This window comes from Maribellus mangrovi (assembly GCF_037646455.1).
Taxonomy (GTDB): domain Bacteria; phylum Bacteroidota; class Bacteroidia; order Bacteroidales; family Prolixibacteraceae; genus Draconibacterium; species Draconibacterium mangrovi_A.
In genome coordinates, this window is record NZ_JBBIXN010000001.1 from 209,541 (window position 1) to 230,858 (window position 21,318).

The window sequence follows — 21,318 nt, forward strand, 5'->3', positions numbered from 1 at the left end:
CGATGATGGAATATTCGAATAAATACAGGAACTCAACCCGACAATCGATACAGAAGGTTGTTATGACCCTTGGTGCGGTACTTGTACTTTCGTTGGTTGCCTTGGCCCAGGAAAAAGAATTTGTTCCGGAAATTGAACTGACAACCGCTTCGAATACCACCAATTACAAACTTCCGGGAAAGCAGTTTTACCCGACTTATGTTCCCCGCGGATCGGAATTTTACAATGATGAATGGACAACCGGATCGGTAATACTCGAAAACGGCGATGTTTACAAAAACCTTTATCTGAAGTACAATACTTTACATGATGAATTGATTTACCTGAACCAGAATACAAACACAATAATCAGTATTGATAAGGATGCAGTTTCGGAGTTTGTTTTCGACAAAACCATCAAATCTTCGCCTCGGTTCAAAAAGATGTTTTTCGACAGGCTCCCAAAAGGTGATCGTTATTTTGAAATGCTTTACGAAGGCCGGCTGCAACTGGTAATTCATAACCGCACTCTGGAGGAAAAAACATCGGCATACAAGGACCGAAACGGCTATTTGCAAGTGTCAGATTTTGTTCTTCGTCGCCACCATTACGTTTGTTTCCCCGATGGTGATTTTGAAAAAGTAAAACTCAGGCGCCGCTCGTTATTGACGCTTTTCCCTGAAAAAAAGAAAGAGATCAGAAAACTACTTCGACAGAATAAAAACAGTTTTCGAACCAACGATGATGCTGTTCAAGCCATTCGCCTGATTGAAGAAAATTACTATTCGGAATAAAACCCGTTACCAACTTTATCCGCAGCTTTTCTTTTACTGATACAATTTCAGTTGAGTAACTTCCTTTTGAAATAAAGTCTTTGGATCCTTGTAAAACCTGATAAAATCCTCCGAATCAGGACTGTTTTTATAAGGAGCAAATGCACCGTGTCCGGCAGGCTTCCAAGGATTCCGCCAAACCAGCACGTACGAAAGATCGAAAGGTTTTAGCGTTCCCAGCAGCGTTTCCGTCCACCATTTGGTATTCGTAGCAATTGGGCCACCTGTTTCGCTCATCGTGGCAAGTTTGTTTCTTTGCCCGGCCTGCTCGCATACAACTTCGGCACATGTCTTCACGGCTTTTGCATAGTCAGGTCCACGATCATACAAATCAAAAGCCAGCACATCAACAATATCGTCGCCGGGGTATCTTTCCAGGTATTCATTTGTAGTTTTAAACCGATCGGTTGAATATGAGTACAACACATGATGAATGTTCTTCTCATTTTGAAGATAGTTCACAGTAAAGCGCCAGAGCGCCTTGTAGTCTTCCGGGGTGCATAAATTTTTGCCCCACCAGAACCAACTTCCCGTGTGTTCGTGAAAGGGGCGAAATAGAACCGGGATGTAAGTACCGTCTTCGGTTTGTAAGCCCTGAAGAAATTCAGCAAGCCTGTCTAGATAGGTAACAAACAACTCGTGCTTCTCCCCTCCGGGCAAAACCGATCGAACTACTTTTTTCGAAGATGTGTCCCAGGAACTGCCACCGGTTAATGGATTGCGTAAATGCCAGCTTATGGTATTCACTCCTCCCCTCGCATAAGTTTGTTTGATCCATCCCTGAATTTTATGAAAATGAACGGAATCAAGACTGTATGTATCTCCCAGCTCAAGGTGACCTAGTTCCCAGCCATAAACCGCCGGGTAATCACCACAAACGTCTTTTACGTCCGAACGACCTTCTTCGTACACCCAGCCATTCCCGTAAGCCAGGTCATCCTGGTGACCGAACATCAATCTTTCGTGCTGCAATTTCATCAGGTTTTTGCAGAGATTAACGGTTTCTTCTGTAGCATTTGGATCGGCAGGTATCGATTTTTGTGCCAACGAAAGTTGCACCACAAGGACCAGGGCGGTTACTAAAGTATGTTTCATTTTTGTTTGATATAGCTTTATTATTGTCTTTATTACAATTTCATTTTAAAGATAAGTTCCTTCTGCTTCTTCACCAAAACAATTCCTCAAAAACGAACCGCAGAAAACCTGTCGGTTTGATTGATATATTTAGATCGGATGTTTTAGAAAGAATGATTCAAAATTGCTTCATAATTCATAAATAGAGATGCTAATTATAATTTTCTTTCTATTTTTAGCATGTTATTGTTATTTTTACAATATAAATTTCGAATTGACTTATAACTAACTACAGCTAATAGATTATCAAAATGAAACAACTATTAATACTACTCAGCCTTGCAGTCCTGAGCTTTTCGTGCACACAAAATAACTGGAAACAAAATGAAGACGGAGTGATTGTTTACCCCTCAAAAACGGCGGAAAATGCTGCCAAAGCGGTGTTAATCGCCCCGGTTGACGATGAGATCATTAAAGTTTGGGCCAGTGCCAACAAAACTTTTAGTGATGACGAAAGCCTGGTGGTGTTACCCGAAATCAAACCTATTGCATTTGATTTGGAAGAAGACGGCGACTTTCTGGTAGTTTCTACTGCGAAAACCCAGGTAAAAGTTTCGAAAATTACCGGTGAGATTCAGTTTTTCGATAAAGACGGGAACCTGTATCTTCAGGAAAAAGCAAAGGGTGGAAAACAATTTCAGCCGATTGAAGTGGACGGAGTTCAAGCCTACAGTTTTCAACAGGTATTCGAATCGTCGGAAGACGAAGCACTTTACGGGCTGGGGCAACATCAGGCCGACGAAATCAACTACAAAGGGAAAAACGAGGAATTGTTTCAATACAATACAAAAGTTTCGATTCCATTTATCGTTTCAACAAAAAACTACGGATTGTTGTGGGACAATTACTCTTTTTCAAGGTTTGGCGATCCACGTCCTTATGGCCAGATAGATCAGTTCAAACTCTATAACCAGGACGGAGAAGAAGGAAATTTGACGGCCACTTATATTGATAATACCGAAAATAATCATGTGTTTACGGTTAGAGATGAATCGACAATCGATTACGAAAATCTGGAAACCATCGAGAACTTCCCTGAAGGATTTAGTTTCGAACGCGCAAAAATTACCTGGGAAGGTAAACTTGAAGCCACAGAAAATGGAACTTACCAGTTTTTACTCTACTACGCCGGCTACACGAAAATTTGGATCGACGGGGAATTAATGGCCGACAAATGGCGTACCGCCTGGAATCCGTCAGTAGCTAAATTCCAGGTCGATATGGAACCCGGACGGAAACACGATATTAAACTGGAATGGTTTCCAGATGGAGGCGTTTCGTACATTGGATTAAAAGCGCTCTCACCTGTTCCGGCCGATCAACAAGATGACATTTCATTTTTCTCGGAAATGGGCGATCAGATCAACTATTACTTTATGAAAGGTGAATCGATGGACGATGTGATTTCGAGCTACCGTCACCTTACCGGAAAAGCACAAGTAATGCCCAAGTGGGCCATGGGTTTCTGGCAAAGTCGTGAGCGCTATAAAACACAGGACGAGTTGTTGAAAACACTTGCCGAATTCAGAAAAAGGCACATTCCTATTGATAACATCGTACAGGACTGGTCGTACTGGCCGGTTGAAAAATGGGGAAGCCATGAGTTTGATGCCGCCCGTTTCCCCGATCCAGAAAGAATGATCCAAACCGTTCACGATAACCATGCAAAAATACTGATCTCGGTTTGGCCGAAATTTTACCTCGGAACCGAACACTACAAGGAATTTGACGAAAATGGCTGGATGTACAAACAAGCCATCAAAGACAGCATCCGCGACTGGATCTATCCGGGTTACATCGGATCGTTCTACGACGCCTACAGCGCAGATGCCCGTCAACTTTTCTGGGATCAGATCAACGAAAAACTCTACTCGAAAGGAATCGACGCCTGGTGGCTCGATGCTACCGAACCCGATATCTTGTCGAATGCAAGCATAGAATACCGCAAAGAATTGATGAATCCTACTGCACTGGGACCTTCAACACAATATTTTAATGCCTATGCACTGATGAATGCAAAAGGTATTTACAAGGGGCAGCGCAAGGAAAATCCAGTTGACCGTGTATTTATTCTTACCCGATCAGGTTTTGCAGGAATGCAGCGCTACGGAACAACAACCTGGAGTGGCGACATCGGTACCACCTGGGAAGACATGAAAGCACAGATTTCGGCCGGTATTAACTTTTCAATGTCGGGTCTGCCCTACTGGACCATGGACATTGGAGGATTCTGTGTTCAGAAAAAATTTGAAAGAGCCACCGAAGGCAGCGAAGCCATGAAAGAGTGGCGTGAATTGAATACACGCTGGTACCAGTTCGGAACTTTTGCCCCGCTTTTCAGGGTACACGGACAATTCCCTTACCGCGAGATTTACAACATCGCGCCTGAAAGTCATCCGGCGTACAAATCGATGCTGTACTACAATAAGTTACGATACCGATTGATGCCATACATTTACAGTTTGACAGGAGCCGTTTATCACGACGATTATACGATAATGCGTGGTTTGGCCATGGATTTTGCCGATGACAAACAAGTACTGAATATTGGCGATCAGTTTATGTTTGGGCCTTCGCTACTGATTTGTCCGGTTTACGAATACAAAGCAATACAACGCGATGTATACTTCCCAAATAACAATGGTTGGTACAACTTGTATTCGGGAGAATTTGTAGCCGGCGGTCAGAATCTTACAGTTGAAGCTCCTTACGAGCGTATGCCACTTTTTGTCCGCGAAGGTTCGATCCTTCCTGCAGGACCCGAAATTGAATATACTGATCAAAAACCGGGGGCCCCGATTGACATTTATGTGTATACCGGTAAAGACGGCAGTTTTGAATTGTACGAAGACGAATCGACCAACTACAATTATGAAGACGGAAAATTCAGCATCATAAAGTTTGAATATTCAGAGGACGAGCAAAAACTTACTATTCAGGATCGCGAAGGGGAGTTTGACGGCATGATCGAAAACCGCGAATTCCGTATTCATAAAGTATCAAGAGAACAAGCTGTTCCTTTCCTTTCGGACAAGGGAATGGTTAAAAGCATAAAATATACCGGAAATAAGGTTGATCTTTATTTTTGAGTTAGTTAGTAGATAGTTAGTTAGCACAAAAACGGGAATTCAGGATTTTGCTCCTGTTCCCGTTTTTTAATGCATTTTATATTGCCAAAGTTACCCGGTCGAATTTAATGTTGGCCCGTAACTTTTTATACTGTCTTCTTACGACAGAAACTTTTTTCTCAACGCTTCTACCTGCTGATCATTGATCGGTACAAGTTTTCCGAGTGAAGCTCCCATGGTTAGCGATTTGGCACTAAACTCTGCAACTTCAAGCCGGTCGAATGTTCCCAGCAATTTATCACCTGTAACCAATATCGAATCGTTATTGATAATAACGGCCGGCGTATTCTCAGAAATGGTGTTGAGTATGTCTTCCTCTCCGGCAAAGTGAGATCCAAAAGGCATGTTTGGAATATCCTGCAAAAAGATCCAGCTTTCTGGAATGGTACGTACATCCATTTTTTCACCCGTTACACTGTAAGCCATCAAATATGGACTTTGTGTAAGGATGATCGAGTTTACATGCGGATTTCGCTTATAAATTTCCTGGTGCAGCCAGGTTGAACGGCTTGGTATTTTTCCCGGCTCTCGCTTTCCATCTTTAATTTGAACAATATCCTTTAACTGAATATCCCAGCGTGCTACATTGGTTGGCGTAATCAGAAAATCATTGTCCCGCCAGCGCACCGAAACAGTACCGTACGAACTGATCATCAGTCCCTGTTCGCAGGCACGCAAAACGATACGCTGAATCTGCTCTCGAATGGCACGTTCATCGGAAGGATAGTTTACCTTCTTCATTTCGGGAAGCAACCTCGGTATTTGATTTTCAAATTTTTGAATCTCATCATCCGACAGGTAATTCGGCTCACCAATCGTGCTTCCGTTTATCAAAGTGCGGGCACAAAACTCCATGGTTTCGAAACGCTGATAAGCATCGTTCAAATTTTTACCTCCCACAACGGTTCCGTGGTTTTCCATGATAACCGCATTGTACTTATTCGAAAATTCCCTGGCAATAACATCTCCGAGTTCATCACTTCCCGGTAATTCGTACGGTGCATAACCAATCGGTCCGCAAACGTGCTTGGCCTGCGGAATAACATTGGTATTGGGAATTTCGCGCACGATACTAAAGGAAACCAGTGCCGGCGGATGTGCGTGAATAACCGCCTTTATATCGGGACGACTTTTATAAATGGCAATGTGAAACGGATATTCTGAGGAAGGTTTATGACGCCCTTCAATTGTTCCATCACTTTTTACACAAACAATATCAGTAGGTCGCAAGGTACCTTTATCGATAGCCGACGGTGTTACCCATACGTCTCCATTGTCGTCGATCACCGAAATGTTTCCTCCTGATGTTGTTGTCAGTCCACTCCGGTAAATCTTATCAATGATCATGGTAATTTGGTCTCGTGGATGCATCCACTTCGTATTCAGCTTTCTCATTATTATTTTTTTGGGTTGATCTATTAAAGGTACAAATTTAAACGAATACGGGCCTAAATCATCCAATATCAGTCAGTTTAAACAATATTGAAACCAATTATTTTATTCCACATTTATTAAATCCGTATTCGAAAATTATCAGAGAGATACGATGCAAGCAGAACACCGCCATAAATCACACTAAAACAATAACTTACAAACGAATAAGGATCATAATGTTCATTTAAATAATTATACTTTATGTGAGACACTAAAAATTCGGTGATTTAATATTCTAAACAACAATCTGTTACATTTTGGGAGGTACGAATTAACACGTAAAATTTGCATATACCAAAGCTTACAGCTACATTTGAAATAACAAATAAGCGTTCATTTAAATAGAAAAAAGATATTTTCCGCATTAATTCAAGATTGGTAAACTCAACAGAAAAAATTAAACCGAGTTAGCTCTTTTTGACTGTAAAAGCAGGCCTTGTAGTCCCGAGTATTCGGGATGAGTCTTCGGACCGGTGGAAGTTTGATCAGTCGGGCGCTCAAATCCTGTTATACAGGGGTTTTACACAAATCGAATTGGTGCGGATTTTTTTTGTTCTTCAGTGAAACGTCTTACAATCATCAGTAAAATAAACAGAACACTCATAAAAAGTGCTACACGTGCAATGTAATCGCCATGTTTGGCATAAAATGTCATGCTGCTGTTTTTATTGAGTTTTCCTGAAATCGCAGCTTCTACCCACCAGCCGGTTGCCTGTTCCACATCGCCACGCTGATTGATAAAACAAGAGATCCCGGTGTTGGCTGAGCGTGCAATACTGCGACGGGTTTCGATAGCACGTAAACGCGCGAACGACATGTGTTGTTTATAGCCGGGGGTATTTTTCCACCAGCCGTCGTTGGTGATTATAAATATCAGTTCGGCTCCCTGTTGTACATAGTGAGTGAGGTATTCACCAAACACCGATTCGTAGCAAATAACCGGGGCAAGTTTTGTCCCGTCGGAAGATGTAAATAATGAGGCATCTTTTTGCCTTCCAAGGCTACCCGTGGTTCCGCCTATGTCAAGAACAACATCGCTGATAAAACCTAGGTACTTCATAAATGGCATTTTTTCGACGCCTACAACAAGCTTCGATTTGTGATAGATCTGAACTTCGTTTTGACGATCGACAAACAGTGCCGTGTTAAAGCGATCGTAGGTCATATCGTTATTGGTACGCGCGGTGGTAGTCACCTCATCGGGGTTGCTATAAATTTTATACGACGAAACACCAAACAACATTTCAGCGTGTTTATACTGATGGATAAACTGTTTCATATCATTCAAAAAACGATTGGTCTCTAATTTCGATTCGTCCCAGTAAGAAGGATTCTCAAAAACCGTTTCAGGGCCCACAATAAAATCAGTATTCCGATCGGAAGCGGAAGCAGCCAGGCGCAGGAAGTTCTGTTTTTTGGTGTCTTCTGCACGGATATCGAAACTCTCAGAATAAGGATCAACATTGGGCTGAACAATTGTAATCTGTTTGGGATCTACTTTCTCGACATATGATTTGTACATGCGTTTTGAGACGAGCACAGGTACAATAAAAAGCAATAGATAAAATAAAGTTGAGAAGAGTGTAACGCGGGTTCGAATACCCTTTGAGTACTGAACCAAAAGGGAGAACAACAAAATATTCATGAACAAAACCCACAGTGTTCCGCCAAAAGCACCGGTAAACTCGTACCACTGAATCATTTTCACATTATTGGCAAAACCATTTCCTAATTGCAGCCAGGGCCACTCAATGTCCCATCGGAAGTGAAAAAACTCAAACGAAATCCAGAAAACCGCAAAAGCAATGTACCCGAGATTCGATTTGAAGCTTCGTCTTGCCAGGTGGCCAAGCCACCACACCAGCGACATCAGGAACGAATTAGTAATAATAGCCATTGCTGCTCCAACAGCGGTTGCGTGTACAATCCACCAGGTGGTTGTTATGTTCCAAACAAACATGGCTAAAAAAGCGTGTCCGAAAAACGAGACACTCCGAAACTCTTCTTTGTTTTCCACAAAATAATTTTCGACCAAAAAAAGCGGTAACAAAGCCACAAAAACTATCCAGCCGGGGAATCCCAACCAAGCCAGACTTAAAAGTAGCCCGGTTCCAATTGATAATGCCAGACGATGTATTCGTTTCATATTCAATAATTATCCTGATTTTTACTGTAAATGGCTGTTTACTTTCTGCTCGCCCATCAAACACAAAATCAATTTTCCCGAAAACCAGGTCGTTCTCTTACTGTATAATACCGCAGATTTTTCTCACCGAAACATCAATATTTACAGCCTTAAAACCTGTTTTTACCACATTCGACCGGCAAGATACCAGCAACAGAATCGAAGTTATCAACAATGTACAGCGGATAGATTGTCGCATGAACAAAAAAAACTTTTAAAAGTTACCTTTATTTTAGCAAATAAGTCGTTATAGTAACAGAAACTAAAAATAGATGTTCGTTTCAAACTTACATATAAAATCACTGATGCGGATTTTTTTGAGCATAATATTAATCGCGGTGGTGTTTCCACAGATCTCTTTCGCACAACCCAAAGAAGTTGTCGCGGAGAAAGGCGATGGAATTTATCGTTTACTTAAACGCCATGGATATTCTGTTTCGGCAAACATGGAAAACTTCATCGCGCTGAATAAGAATCAGCTGGGAAAAAACAACACCTTAATTGCCGGTGTAAAATATAAACTTCCGGCTGACGGAACAGCAGCGGAAACAACTTCAAAGCCCGCTGAAGCAAAGGGAAGGATGGTACACTACGACATTTTTGGAGATGAATATGCGGATATAGAAATTAAAAGCAACAATCTGGACGGTGCAATATATTACCTGGTGGCCGGGCATGGAGGCCCCGATCCGGGTGCCGTAGGAAAATACAATAGCCACACCGTTTGTGAAGACGAATATGCATACGACGTTACACTGCGACTTGCCCGCAACTTGATTGAGGAGGGGGCCACAGTTTACCTGATCACCCGCGATCCAAACGACGGGATTCGTGACGAAAGCTTTCTTAAAATCGATCACGACGAATATTGTTATCCTAAACGTAAAATACCGCTAAACCAAACTAAACGTCTTCGACAACGATCGGATGCAGTTAACGAACTGTATAAAAAGCATCGCGGTGCCTTTCAGCGAATGATAGCTATCCATGTCGATTCGCGTGGACGTGGCGAAAACATCGACGTGTTTTTTTACCACGATAAACGCAGCGAAACGGGTAAAAAAGCCGCCACTATCTTGAAAGACACTTTTCAGAAAAAATACCAGGAACATCAGCCAGGACGCGGTTATGGTGGCACGGTCTCCGATCGTAGTTTATACGTGGTACGAAATACCTGGCCGCCTGCCGTTTACATCGAATTGGGTAATATGAATCACGAACGCGATATACAACGTCTAATCATACCAAACAACCGACAGGCTGTGGCTAAATGGCTTGCTGAAGGGCTAATTGAAGATTTCAAAACGAATAAATAATCATTCTTTCACAGCACTCAGCAGAAGTCCTCTTCGATCATTATTTTGTATTCATAAAAACTTCACCTAATGATGAAAAGAATCCTCTTACTTATTTTCATTATCAGTCTTTCAGCTTGTTCTGACACACCGCAGAGAATTACGTTCGAAACTTTCGAAAATGAAATTGTTCCAAATGAAGAGGTAAAAAAAGTTCTGATTCTAAACGATAAGGAAGTCCTGATTTTTACATCCGTTCATCCGGGGCCGTATAAGAACAAAAGACGAATCGCAGATTATGTTATTCCTGTTCAAAACTTAAAGGAATTAGACAGTAATCTTGAAAAGCTCACACAACAAACTAAAAACAAAAACCTTCAACCCGAATATTGGCGTACAAATAATCTAGCTGCAAACTTTTTTGTGACATTCCTCCCGTTTTCCCTGGTTTTATTCATTTTGGGAATTATTGTACTTTGGGTGCTCACGATCATCAGAATTGTAAAATCTGATAAACCTGAAGCGAATGAGAAAGTATTTTGGATCATATTCGTGATTGTTTTCCCCATTGTAGGAACCATCATTTTTTATTTAATGAAAAAATGGTAACCTTGGTACAAATAAACCTGACCCAATAAAATGAGATACTTTTATTCTGCTCTGGCTATTCTATTTCTACTAATTAGTTGCCAGAAAAAAGAAATTGAACGCCCCAACATCCTGTTTATTTTTGCCGACGATTTGAGTTACGAAGCCGTGCATTTTAACGGAAACATTGAAGTTAATACGCCCAACCTTGATCAGCTTGCTGAAGAAGGTGTGACCTTCACCCATACCTACAATATGGGAGGATGGAACGGTGCAGTTTGTGTGGCCAGCCGTGCCATGTTGAATACCGGAAGGTTTCTGTGGCGGGCAAAATCAGCACAAACGAACTACAACGAAATGAAAAACCGGAACCAGTTTTGGAGTTTAGAACTCGGTAATGCAGGATACGAAACTTATATGACCGGAAAGTGGCACATTTCGATACCTGCTGACAGTCTTTTTAACCATGTGCGTGATATCCGCCCCGGAATGCCGTCTTCGGTTCCGGAAGCCTACAACAGGCCTCAATCGAGGAGCGATACAACCTGGCTTCCGTGGCATACCAAATACGGTGGATACTGGCAGGGAGGAAAACACTGGACAGAAGTGGTTGGCGACAATGCCATTGATTTTCTGGATCTGGCAAAATCGAGCGAGCATCCTTTTTTTATGTACCTGGCTTTTAACGCTCCGCACGATCCGCGACAATCGCCCAAAAAATTTGTGGACATGTATCCGGTTGAACAAATAAAGGTACCCAATAATTTTCTTGAACTTTATCCTTATAAAGACGACATGGGATGTGGTGAAGATTTACGCGATGAACGACTGGCACCATTTCCACGAACGAAATATTCGATTCAAACACACCGGCAGGAATACTACGCTATAATTACCCATTTGGATGAACAGATCGGGCGAATACTGGCCTATTTAAGGGAAAGCGGCCAGGACAAAAACACCTACATTCTGTTTAGTGCCGATCACGGGCTTTCGGTTGGGCACCACGGACTTGTTGGTAAGCAAAGCATGTACGATCATAGTATGCGGGTTCCCCTGATTGTAGTCGGACCCGATATTCCTGAAAATGAACAACGCGAAATGCAGGTCTATCTTCAGGATATTATGGCAACCACATTTGATTTGGCCGGAGTTGATAAACCGGAGTATGTTGAATTTAACAGCTTATTGCCCCTGATCAATAAGAAGAAATCTGAAAGCTTTTATACTGAAATTTATGGTGCGTATATTAATTTCCAGCGCATGGTAAGAACCGATAAATACAAATTGATTGTTTACCCGAGGGCAAGAAAAATGTTATTATTCGATCTGAAGAACGATCCGCAGGAAATGCACGATTTGTTTGATGATCCAGCAATGAAGGAAACAAAACTTGAACTAATATCGAGATTAAAGGCGCAGCAGAAAGCGATGGATGATACACTGAATCTGCACGTTTATTTCCCCGATTACTTTTAAGCACGACTCCAGCTAAAAAATCGGATTTTCGTCAACACCTGGCAATGCGGTTTGTTATGCTAGTGTGGAACAAAAAAAACCGGTGATATTATTTGATGGTATTTGCAACCTATGCAATGCTTCCATCAATTTCATTCTTAAGCGGGATAAGGATAAATTGTTTCGTTACGTTTCCCTGCAATCGGACGAGGGGAAACTACTCGTTGAACATCATCAAATTCCCAAAGAAACTGATTCGGTGATACTAATTAAAAACGAAAAGGTTTTTATTGAATCGGACGCAGCCATTGAAATCGGCCAATTGTTACCCTGGCCATTGAAATGGTCACCTGTTTTGAGGATTATTCCGAAAAAGATAAGAAATGGGATTTACCGATGGATTGCAAGAAACCGTTACCGATGGTTTGGGAAACGTGAAACCTGCCGAATTATTCAAAACTAAACTCACCGGTTTCGAAGTCGCGGTATATTTTCGAAAGTGCACTCAGCCATTGACTGATGCGCCTGATGGCATCGGTGGTGGCATCGGTCACCGTCTTTTTTTGCATTTTCAAAAGCAGAAAACCATAGATGGAAGTAATTCCCAAATCGACATCGTTTTTGGCCTGCGGATTTTTCTGCCTTAATTCGGTTAACAAACCCGCTACCGCCTGAAATGTTTGCACATACACTCCGTCCTGTTTCGTTTCCATCAGCTTCATATGGAAATCATTCAAATCATTTTTCAGGTTATCAATGAACTGTAAGTGTCCTTTTTCCCTGATCTGTTCTCTCTCCATCATGAGCACCAGGTTGGCGTACCAATCCGTGATTTCTGCCTTTGTTTTGTCATCGGCATCGTAACTGTTCACCAGGCGTTGTTCAATCAGTTCCATATCGAGTTTGAACGCCCTGATCAGGTCTTCAATCTGGTAGAGGTATAAAATGTATTCAGCTAAATTCTCTTTTCTTTTTTGTTTCGCTATCAGCATACAAATGAGTTTAAAGTTTACTGTACAAGTTTAAAGTTCGATTAATTGTCACATTTCAGCAGCAGGCCGCCGTGCTTTTACCAATCAAAAAATTCGTCCAGGTCGCGACGGTCTTTTTTTGTTGGCCGGCCAGTTCCTTTGGCGCGCTGGCTCCAGCGCATGTGTTTTTGCATTTCCAGCACTTTCAGTTCCTCAGTAGGCGTAATGTCCTCCAAATAGGCAGTTACCAATTTGGCTCCCATTCTTTTTCCCGACAAAGCCCGCACTTTAAAGCTGCGTGTTATTTGCAATTTTCGCACTTTAACCACTTCCCCTACATGAACATCACGCGATGCTTTCACTGCAATATCGCCGATCGTTACGTGTCCTTTTTTGCAGGCTTCGGTCGCCTGACTGCGCGTCTTAAATATACGAACCGCCCATAACCATTTATCAATGCGAACTCCATCAGCCATAAATACAACAACTATCTTTTGTTATGAAAGTTCATGGTGCGCTCAACACCTATCGTTCCGAAGCTTTTTATGATTTCGATGCTATCGTCGATTTTAAAAGGTAATTCTTTTTCTTCTTCCCTGCTCCATTCACCCAGCACATAGTTCACCTGGTAACCTTTATGAAAATCGTCGCCAATACCGAAGCGGAGACGGGCATAATCATTACGGCCCAGCACTTGGTTGATGTTTTCCAGTCCGTTATGACCACCGGCACCACCTTTAGCCCGCACCCTTAGGGTTCCGAAAGGAAGCGCGATATCATCAACCAACACCAAAAGATTTTTGATATCGATCTTTTCCTTTTGCAACCAGTAATTCACAGCCCTTCCGCTGAGGTTCATGTAAGTGCTTGGCTTAAGCAAAATAAAACTACGCGCCTTAAATTTGTATTCGGCTACAAATCCATAACGCTTATCGTTAAAACTAATATTGGACGCCTCAGCGAGTGCGTCCAATATTTGAAAGCCAATATTATGGCGAGTATTTTTGTATTCTGATCCTATATTACCGAGACCGGCAATTAAGTACTTCACACAAATGTATTTTTAGATTATTCTTCGCTGGTTTCTTCAGCTCCTTCTTCAGCTCCTTCTTCAGTTCCTTCTTCCTCCATATCTTCAGGCAATTCCATACCTGCAGCCGAACGAGCGGCCCTTGTAGTAATTACGCTTACAATAACATTCGATTGTGGGTCCAGGAATTCAACATTCTCCACATTCAAATCAGCTACCTTGATGCTTTGTCCCAAAATCAGTTTGGTAACATCAATTTCGATTACATCAGGCAGGTCGCCCGGTAAGGCTTTAACTTTTAAACGACGTTGGTTCATACTCAGTTTACCACCTGATTTAGTACCTTCTGCCTGTCCAATAATTTTAATCGGAAGTTCGATTTTTACAGTTTTATCATCGCTGATTTCCAGGAAATCGACATGCATCACAACTTCATCAACCGGATGCCATTGCATATCCTGCATGATGGCGGTGTGTGTTTTTCCGTCCAGCTCAATATTAATGAGGTATACACTTGGCGTATAAATCAATTGTCTGAGTTCTGAAAAATCTACTGAAAAGTGGGTGGTTTCGCCGCCTCCGTATAAAACGGCCGGAGCTTTTTCGGCTGCACGAAGTTTTTTAGCTTCTTTTTTGCCGAGGGAAGTACGTGGTTCCCCTTTAATCGTAACTGACTTCATTTCAAATAATTTTTGTTAATAAATATGGTACTCAGTCCTCCCCATCGGCTGACAGGGCAAACAGCATGCACATTATTAATGCCTCTGCTTATGGAAAAAGCGGTGCAAAAATATAAATTATTTATAATATAACGAACTTATTGACTGATTTTTATACACCCGTTTTATGGCCTCTGCGAATGCATCGGCAGTTGAGATATAATTGATTTTCGAACTCTCGATTTTCGACTTGATCGAGTCGGTAAAATAAACAGCTTCCAACTCCGATTTTTCAATGCGTTCAACCGCCGGTCCTGACAGTACACCGTGAGCAGCAAATGCACGAACACTGCGGGCTCCCTTTTTCTTCATCAGGTTGGCTGCTTTTGTGATCGTACCCGCCGTATCGATCATATCGTCAACAATTATCACATCTCGTCCTTCCACATCACCAATTACAGTCATGTTTCCAACCTCGTTGGGACGCGCCCTTGTTTTATGGCAGATAACGATGCCTGTATCTAACATTTTAGCGTAAGTATTGGCTCGTTTCGTACCACCTACATCAGGTGAAGCAATTACCACATCTTTCAGTCCCATTTTTTCGATGAAAGGAACAAATAAAGTGGAAGCATACAAATGATCCACCGGAACATCAAAGAATCCCTGAATCTGATCGGCATGCAGATCCATCGTAATTAAACGATCGATTCCGGCTACTGATAACAAATCGGCCACCAGTTTGGCACCAATCGAAACACGCGGTTTGTCCTTGCGGTCTTGGCGCGCATAGCCAAAATACGGAATAACTGCAATTACTTTATAGGCGCTGGCACGCTTGGCCGCATCGATCATAAGCAGCAATTCAAGGAGGTTGTCGGCAGGTGGCGGCGTCGACTGGACAATAAAAACATGCGATCCGCGGATGGTTTCTTCGTAGCAAGGTTCAAATTCGCCATCGGCAAAAACCGGACACGACGAATGACCAAGATCGACATCCAGGCTGTCGCAAATTTTTTCTGTCAAATACCTTGAATTTCTTCCTGTAAAAATTTTAAGCGGGTGAGTCTTCATTCAAATTTTCCTTAAGATTACGATGTAGGTTTATGCTGCAAAGTTAAAACTTTGAGTGATATCGTCTCCAAAATATCCAATAGAACGAATAAAAACAAACGTGTTACGGATTTTTATTCACGTCGTCGATAAATGCAAGTATTTCTTCCTTGCCGGCACCTGTTTCAGCTGATGAAACAAAATAGCCGGGCATGGTTTCCCAGGTTTCAAACATTTTTTTTTCGTAAGCTTTCAGGTTTGCTTCCAGTTCCCTGGGATTTAGTTTGTCGGCTTTTGTAAATACAATAGTGAATGGAATTTCGCTAGTGCCCAGCCATTCCATAAACTCCAGATCAACTTGCTGTGCCGGATGTCGTGCATCGATAAGCACAAACAAACAGTAAAGGTTCTCGCGTTTCAGGATGTAATTTTGAAGCATTTTCTCCCATTTCAGGCGTTCGGCCTTGGGCACTTTGGCGTAACCATATCCGGGCAAATCAACCAGGTACCAATCCTTGTTAATAAGGAAATGATTTAGCAGACGTGTTTTTCCCGGTTTGCCCGAAATTTTTGCCAATGACTTTTTATTGGTGAGCATATTTATCAGCGACGACTTTCCAACATTCGAGCGGCCAATAAATGCATATTCCGGTTTGTTGGGCGCCGGACACTTTTCTACTTCAGTATTACTCATTAAGAACTGAGCTTCTTTTATCTCCATCAAAAAATTGATTTTGTATGATTTCTGAAGTTAAGGAATTATCTCCTACTTGATGTAAACTTCCAGGATTTTTACTTTTTCGCTGCGTGGTTTAAGCTGCACTGATTCAATGCTGGCCGGAACCAGAACAGTTTCACCCATTTCGGCTGTTTCCGCTCCATTCTCCGTTTTTATTTCGAAACTTCCTTCCAGCGTCATGTAAATCACAAATGAATCCAACTCGTTGTATTCTTTGTCCAGTTCTTTATTAAACTCAATAATGTTCGTGGTAAAATACGGACAACTCACCAATTCGGTGGGTACATTGGCCTGGGTTTCGTAGGGAGTTTTGTATTCACTGGCATATGTAAAATCAATGGCATCGAGTGCCAGGTCAGTATGAAGTTCACGCTCATTTCCCTGATCATCTTTTCGGTTGTAATCGAAAATCCGGTAAGTAACATCTGATGTTTGCTGAATTTCGGCTACCAAACAGCCTTTCCCAATGGCATGAACGCGCCCCGCAGGAATAAAGAACACATCGCCCACCTCTGCCTCATCGTAATGTAAAAGATCGGTCAGTTTGCCCGCACTGAAATATTCGAGGTACTTTTCGCGGTTCATCACCTGGTTAAAGCCCGAGTTTATAAGCGCTCCTTTTTCGGCACCGGCCACGTACCACATTTCGGTTTTACCGTAGGCATTGTGGCGTTCTTTCGATAACTTATCGTTGGGATGCACCTGAATGGAAAGATCGTCCTGGGCATCGATAAATTTAATGAGCAGAGGGAATTCGTTTCCAAACTTTTCATAGACTTTGTCGCCAACCAGGTCGCCCATGTAAATCTCGATCAATTCATTCAAGTCGTTTCCGGTCAGGAAACCGTTGGCGACCACCGATATATTACCTTCAACACCCGACAATTCCCAGCTTTCGCCACAGTTTGGCAAATCGCCGTAATCTTTATTCAGTATGCTGCGCATGCGATTGCCTCCCCAGATCTTCTCGTGAAATATGGGTTTAAATTTGATGGGATAAAGTTCGCTCATTGTATTTTACTTAATTTCTTTGTTTACGCTATTCAGAAAATGAACAGTAATAAAGCAGAAGGGTTTAATTAAAATTCAAAATCTACTGCTGCACGGGCCTCTGTAACTTCGCCAACATAGGCCACCACCTTCTGATGTTCGGGATGGACACGATAGACATCCAGCGCCTCAACGCTATCAAAATGAGTGATCAATGCCAGATCAAAACTTTTGGCGTCCAGTTCATAGTTTTCGCCCACTTCGATATGTTGTAATTCCGGGATCTTATTTTTTAAAACCAGTAACATTCGCTTCAGTTCGGCCAAAATTTGTTCTTTCTCCGAATTCTGGTATTTCTTCAACTTAAAAAGAACCACGTGGTTGATCATTGCTGTCTATTTTTTGTAAATTGTACTTTTAAAGCTACGAAATTAGTGTTTTCTTAGCATTCTGTTTGGCTTATCCAATCGTGAAAAATAAAGATAACAATTAATTAGAAGATCATGCTGATTATTGGCATAGCAGGCGGAACCGGTTCGGGAAAGACCACGGTAGTAAATAAAATCTGCGAGCAGTTTTCGAGAGAAGAAGTAGCTGTTCTTTCGCACGATTCGTATTATTACGACAACAGTAATTTATCGTTGGAAGAGCGACGTAAAAAGAACTTCGACCATCCCGATTCAATCGAGTTCGACCTGATGATCGATCATGTAAAAAAACTCCAGCGCGGAGAAGCCATCAATGAACCCGTGTATTCTTTTATTACCTGTACCCGTTCGGAAGAAACACACCCTGTTGAGCCACGACAGGTTTTGATCATCGAAGGAATTTTATGCCTGACGAATAAAGCATTGCGCGATCTGATGGACATAAAAGTTTATGTTGACTGCGATTCCGACATCCGGCTTTCGAGGGTCATTCAGCGCGACATTCAGGAGCGGGGCCGTGATGTGGGTCAGGTGCTTAATCGTTACGAAAAAACCGTTCGCCCGAGCCATCTGCAATTTATTGAACCCACAAAAAGGTACGCCGATATTATTGTTCCGCAGGGAGGCAAGAACAAAATTGCCATTCAAATTCTGACAAATCATATTCTTCAAACCTTAATTAACCGGTAATGTTACACAATTTGAACATCGAAGAGATCTTATTCCTGGATATAGAAACCGTTCCTCTGGCACCCGAATACACCGAGCTCACTGAAAAGTGGCAAAAACTTTGGGCGCGCAAAATGCAATTCCAGATCGATAATGGTGAGCCTGCCGAAGAATTGTACGACCGGGCCGGCATTTACGCCGAATTTGGAAGAATAATCTGCATTTCGGCCGGTTATGTTACACAAAAAGATGGCGAGCCGTGGTTTCGGGTAAAATCGTTTTACGATAAGGATGAGAAGGAACTGATCCAAAACTTTTTTAATGCACTGGGACAATTTGCCAAGGCGGGTAAACGCAGGCTTTGTGCCCATAACGGACAGGAATTCGACTTCCCATACATTTCGCGCCGTGCACTGGTTAATAATCTGAATTTGCCAAAAGTGCTGGACATTGCCGGTGCAAAACCCTGGGAAGTAAAAGATGTTCTGATCGACACGCTGCAACTCTGGAAATTTGGCGACTACAAACACTATACTTCGCTGTCGCTGTTGTGTGAACTGTTTAATATTCCAACGCCGAAAGACGACATTGACGGCAGCCAGGTAGCAAAAGTTTACTGGGAAGATAAAGACATCGACCGCATAATTATGTACTGCGAAAAAGATACGCTGGCGGTAGCCAACCTACTTTTAAAATATAAAGGAGATAAAATTATTCCTTTCGAGAACCTGGAAAGCGTTTAATGTTCTAAGGAACTTACTGCAGATCTTTAATTTTCAGATCTTTCATTACATCGTCGAGAAAATTGGCTAAACGATATCCCGCCTTTTGAATTTGCTGCAATACTAGCGGACTAAACTGGTACAAATATTCGTAACTGTAATTTCTGTCACCAAGATTATCGTAAATTAACTTCGTGTAAGTATGGGTCTCATTGATCCAATCAACAACCGAAATGGTTTCAAAACCTTTTACATCCTCCGCAGTTGCTGGAGTGTCGGCAAAACGAGCCAGTTCGGTATAACTCAGGTTGATACTGTTAATGATATCGCTGTCCCACAAACGGTGCAGGTTGGTATCTTCGTAGAACCATTTTACATCTACCCTGTTCCCCCCTAAATCTTCTGCCAGACCAACATGCATAGGCTGATGGGCATCAGCTACAAAATGAATGATAAATTTAAGTGCAACCGCTTTATCTTCTTTCGATGAATTCTCATCTTTTAAGGTGTTTACCATATCGTTGAAAACCGTGACAAGATCACCATCTTCATTTTTTTCGGCTTGCTCGTAAGTCTGATCGAGCGGCATATTTACATAGTGAGGAACATGAGCCAGAGGATTGTCATGTTCAGAACGCACATTATCGGCATAATTGGCGTAAAGCGGCAAATAAGCATCGCCAAGCAGTGCTGCTATTTTCTTTTGGGTCGACTTGCTGATGTGTTGATTGGCAATTTCTGCAACAGCACGATGTCCGGTGTTCCCCCATGCCAAAGCTTCAAAATTGAAAGTAGCTGCAATAATGAATGCCAGCAATAATCCTTTAATTTTCTGATATTTCTTCATTGTTTTTCGAAATTTACTAGACCATAACATTTTCAAGCTACTAATGTTTCATCATCCTGTCGATATCACGTTTGGCTTCTTTCGCTTTTAGGCTCTGACGCTTATCGTACTGCTTTTTACCTTTAGCCAGTGCGATTTCGAGTTTAGCCAGCCCGCGATCATTTACAAACAAACGCACCGGAACAATGGTCAATCCCGACTCCTTTGTTTTCTTTTCCAGCTTCTGGATTTCCTTCTTATTCAAAAGTAATTTCCTGTCGCGTTTGGCGATGTGGTTGTTGAGGTTCCCCATTTCGTATTCGGCAATATGAAGATTCTTTACATACACCTGACTGTTGTATACCTGGCAATACGAGTCGGAGAGGTTCACTTTTCCATTTCTGATGGATTTTATTTCAGTACCCACCAACATAATACCCGCCACGAAACGCTCAACAAGCTCGTATTCAAAAGTTGCTTTGCGGTTTTTAATGTTGATATTTTGCTGATTATTATGTGCCATTTTTTCTGATTTAAGTAGTGTGTAACACTATTGAGCAGTTGTTGAGATTCTTACACCAATAAGCTGATAATCATTTCTTTTTAATAGTAAGCATTCAATAGTTTTGAGAGAAGAACGCTTAAAAAACTGAAAACAAAAAAGTTTACAACTATGGTGATCAGGATGTAGCTGTTTTCTTTATTCTTGGGAAAAGTGAGCAATTCTTTTGCCCCGACCCAAAAAAGGTAAAAGCTGTACATACCCAAAATATCGAGTACATATAAAAACGGGAAAAGCCCGGTAACAATCGATACCAGTAATAAAGGCGTCATGGAGTACACTACCAGTTTCAGTGCGATATCTACCCGTTTTTCGGCGCCAAAAGTTTTCATTAGTTCTGCCGTAAAAAACACACTGATGAAGTATTGCAACACAAAAAGAAAGATCTCCCTAACGGCTTTTAGTAAAGGGTATTCGATAAAAAAATCGGTGCGTTTAAAAAACTCGCCAATAAAAACCGCCACAGCCACAACCAAAAGAATAGGTAATAAGTAACCCACCCACAAAGATTTACTGCTTTTGGTTTTTTCTTTTTGTGCTTTCCAAAAATCGCCCGGTGTGAAAAGCAAATCCTTAACCTGCGTAATAATGTTCGAAAATGAAAATTCCATTCCCTCTTATTTTGCGGCAAAATT

General features: G+C 41.8%; 22 protein-coding genes. 8 read left to right on the forward strand and 14 right to left on the reverse strand.

Going from position 1 to position 21,318, the window contains the following annotated elements; genetic code table 11:
- Window positions 1–2: 2 nt before the first annotated feature.
- The gene (locus tag WFY05_RS00620) at window positions 3–773 is read left to right on the forward strand and encodes a hypothetical protein (protein ID WP_340110772.1); all 771 of its coding nucleotides are present in this window, start codon (window positions 3–5) and stop codon (window positions 771–773) included.
- 33 nt (window positions 774–806) lie between these two features.
- Here the strand turns inward: WFY05_RS00620 and WFY05_RS00625 are convergent, their stop codons facing one another.
- Window positions 807–1,907 carry a glycoside hydrolase family 26 protein gene (locus WFY05_RS00625; protein WP_340110773.1) on the reverse strand — a complete coding sequence of 367 codons (1,101 nt, stop codon included), beginning with the start codon at window positions 1,905–1,907 and terminating at the stop codon, window positions 807–809.
- Window positions 1,908–2,197: 290 nt separating this feature from the next.
- Here WFY05_RS00625 and WFY05_RS00630 point away from each other — a divergent pair, with 290 nt between their 5' ends.
- Window positions 2,198–5,035, forward strand: coding sequence for a TIM-barrel domain-containing protein (locus WFY05_RS00630; protein ID WP_340110774.1), 2,838 nt, complete (start codon window positions 2,198–2,200; stop codon window positions 5,033–5,035).
- 138 nt (window positions 5,036–5,173) lie between these two features.
- Here WFY05_RS00630 and WFY05_RS00635 read toward each other — a convergent pair whose 3' ends face one another.
- Together WFY05_RS00635 and lnt are read right to left on the reverse strand one after the other, a co-directional pair.
- Complete coding sequence (locus WFY05_RS00635) at window positions 5,174–6,469, reverse strand: class II aldolase/adducin family protein (RefSeq protein WP_340110775.1); 1,296 nt, start codon at window positions 6,467–6,469, stop codon at window positions 5,174–5,176.
- 559 nt (window positions 6,470–7,028) lie between these two features.
- Entirely contained in the window at window positions 7,029–8,654 is a 1,626-nt protein-coding gene (gene lnt, locus WFY05_RS00640; protein ID WP_340110776.1) for an apolipoprotein N-acyltransferase, read from the reverse strand.
- Window positions 8,655–9,010: 356 nt separating this feature from the next.
- Here lnt and WFY05_RS00645 point away from each other — a divergent pair, with 356 nt between their 5' ends.
- The 4 genes from WFY05_RS00645 (at window position 9,011) to WFY05_RS00660 (ending at window position 12,497) form a co-directional block, all read left to right on the forward strand.
- Window positions 9,011–10,009 (forward strand): N-acetylmuramoyl-L-alanine amidase family protein, encoded by a 999-nt coding sequence (locus WFY05_RS00645; RefSeq protein WP_340110777.1) that lies wholly within the window; start codon window positions 9,011–9,013, stop codon window positions 10,007–10,009.
- Window positions 10,010–10,078: 69 nt separating this feature from the next.
- Complete coding sequence (locus WFY05_RS00650) at window positions 10,079–10,597, forward strand: PLDc N-terminal domain-containing protein (RefSeq protein WP_340110778.1); 519 nt, start codon at window positions 10,079–10,081, stop codon at window positions 10,595–10,597.
- A gap of 30 nt (window positions 10,598–10,627) precedes the next feature.
- Complete coding sequence (locus tag WFY05_RS00655) at window positions 10,628–12,055, forward strand: sulfatase family protein (protein ID WP_340110779.1); 1,428 nt, start codon at window positions 10,628–10,630, stop codon at window positions 12,053–12,055.
- A gap of 64 nt (window positions 12,056–12,119) precedes the next feature.
- Window positions 12,120–12,497: a thiol-disulfide oxidoreductase DCC family protein gene (locus tag WFY05_RS00660; RefSeq protein WP_340110780.1), complete on the forward strand. Its 378-nt coding sequence runs from the start codon at window positions 12,120–12,122 to the stop codon at window positions 12,495–12,497.
- Here WFY05_RS00660 and WFY05_RS00665 read toward each other — a convergent pair.
- From WFY05_RS00665 to WFY05_RS00700, 8 genes are all read right to left on the reverse strand, one after another.
- Complete coding sequence (locus tag WFY05_RS00665; RefSeq protein ID WP_340110781.1) at window positions 12,484–13,026, reverse strand: DUF4924 family protein; 543 nt, start codon at window positions 13,024–13,026, stop codon at window positions 12,484–12,486. The genes WFY05_RS00660 and WFY05_RS00665 overlap by 14 nt on opposite strands.
- Before the next feature lie 77 nt (window positions 13,027–13,103).
- On the reverse strand, window positions 13,104–13,481 hold the full coding sequence (locus WFY05_RS00670) for an RNA-binding S4 domain-containing protein (protein WP_340110782.1): 378 nt from the start codon (window positions 13,479–13,481) through the stop codon (window positions 13,104–13,106).
- Window positions 13,482–13,492: 11 nt separating this feature from the next.
- Window positions 13,493–14,056, reverse strand: coding sequence for an aminoacyl-tRNA hydrolase (gene pth, locus WFY05_RS00675; protein ID WP_340110783.1), 564 nt, complete (start codon window positions 14,054–14,056; stop codon window positions 13,493–13,495).
- A gap of 17 nt (window positions 14,057–14,073) precedes the next feature.
- A complete protein-coding gene (locus WFY05_RS00680) occupies window positions 14,074–14,715 on the reverse strand; it encodes a 50S ribosomal protein L25/general stress protein Ctc (protein WP_340110784.1) in 642 nt (213 codons plus the stop codon).
- A gap of 117 nt (window positions 14,716–14,832) precedes the next feature.
- Window positions 14,833–15,768, reverse strand: a complete 936-nt coding sequence (locus tag WFY05_RS00685) for a ribose-phosphate pyrophosphokinase (protein ID WP_340110785.1) — start codon at window positions 15,766–15,768, stop codon at window positions 14,833–14,835.
- A gap of 103 nt (window positions 15,769–15,871) precedes the next feature.
- Window positions 15,872–16,468 (reverse strand): ribosome biogenesis GTP-binding protein YihA/YsxC, encoded by a 597-nt coding sequence (yihA, locus tag WFY05_RS00690; RefSeq protein WP_340110786.1) that lies wholly within the window; start codon window positions 16,466–16,468, stop codon window positions 15,872–15,874.
- Between the two features lie 45 nt (window positions 16,469–16,513).
- Window positions 16,514–17,497 carry a type I phosphomannose isomerase catalytic subunit gene (locus WFY05_RS00695; protein ID WP_340110787.1) on the reverse strand — a complete coding sequence of 328 codons (984 nt, stop codon included), beginning with the start codon at window positions 17,495–17,497 and terminating at the stop codon, window positions 16,514–16,516.
- Between the two features lie 68 nt (window positions 17,498–17,565).
- Entirely contained in the window at window positions 17,566–17,865 is a 300-nt protein-coding gene (locus WFY05_RS00700; RefSeq protein WP_340110788.1) for a Dabb family protein, read from the reverse strand.
- A gap of 114 nt (window positions 17,866–17,979) precedes the next feature.
- Here WFY05_RS00700 and udk point away from each other — a divergent pair, with 114 nt between their 5' ends.
- Both udk and WFY05_RS00710 read left to right on the forward strand, forming a co-directional pair.
- Window positions 17,980–18,594 (forward strand): uridine kinase, encoded by a 615-nt coding sequence (gene udk / locus WFY05_RS00705; RefSeq protein WP_340110789.1) that lies wholly within the window; start codon window positions 17,980–17,982, stop codon window positions 18,592–18,594.
- The gene (locus tag WFY05_RS00710) at window positions 18,594–19,316 is read left to right on the forward strand and encodes a 3'-5' exonuclease (protein WP_340110790.1); all 723 of its coding nucleotides are present in this window, start codon (window positions 18,594–18,596) and stop codon (window positions 19,314–19,316) included. The genes udk and WFY05_RS00710 overlap by 1 nt, the downstream gene beginning before the upstream one ends.
- A gap of 13 nt (window positions 19,317–19,329) precedes the next feature.
- Here the strand turns inward: WFY05_RS00710 and WFY05_RS00715 are convergent, their stop codons facing one another.
- The 3 genes from WFY05_RS00715 to WFY05_RS00725 form a co-directional block, all read right to left on the reverse strand.
- Entirely contained in the window at window positions 19,330–20,142 is an 813-nt protein-coding gene (locus WFY05_RS00715) for a S1/P1 nuclease (RefSeq protein WP_340110791.1), read from the reverse strand.
- Window positions 20,143–20,182: 40 nt separating this feature from the next.
- Window positions 20,183–20,644, reverse strand: coding sequence for an SsrA-binding protein SmpB (gene smpB / locus WFY05_RS00720; protein ID WP_340110792.1), 462 nt, complete (start codon window positions 20,642–20,644; stop codon window positions 20,183–20,185).
- An 80-nt stretch (window positions 20,645–20,724) separates the two neighbouring features.
- Window positions 20,725–21,294, reverse strand: a complete 570-nt coding sequence (locus tag WFY05_RS00725) for a Yip1 family protein (protein WP_340110793.1) — start codon at window positions 21,292–21,294, stop codon at window positions 20,725–20,727.
- Window positions 21,295–21,318: the final 24 nt, after the last annotated feature.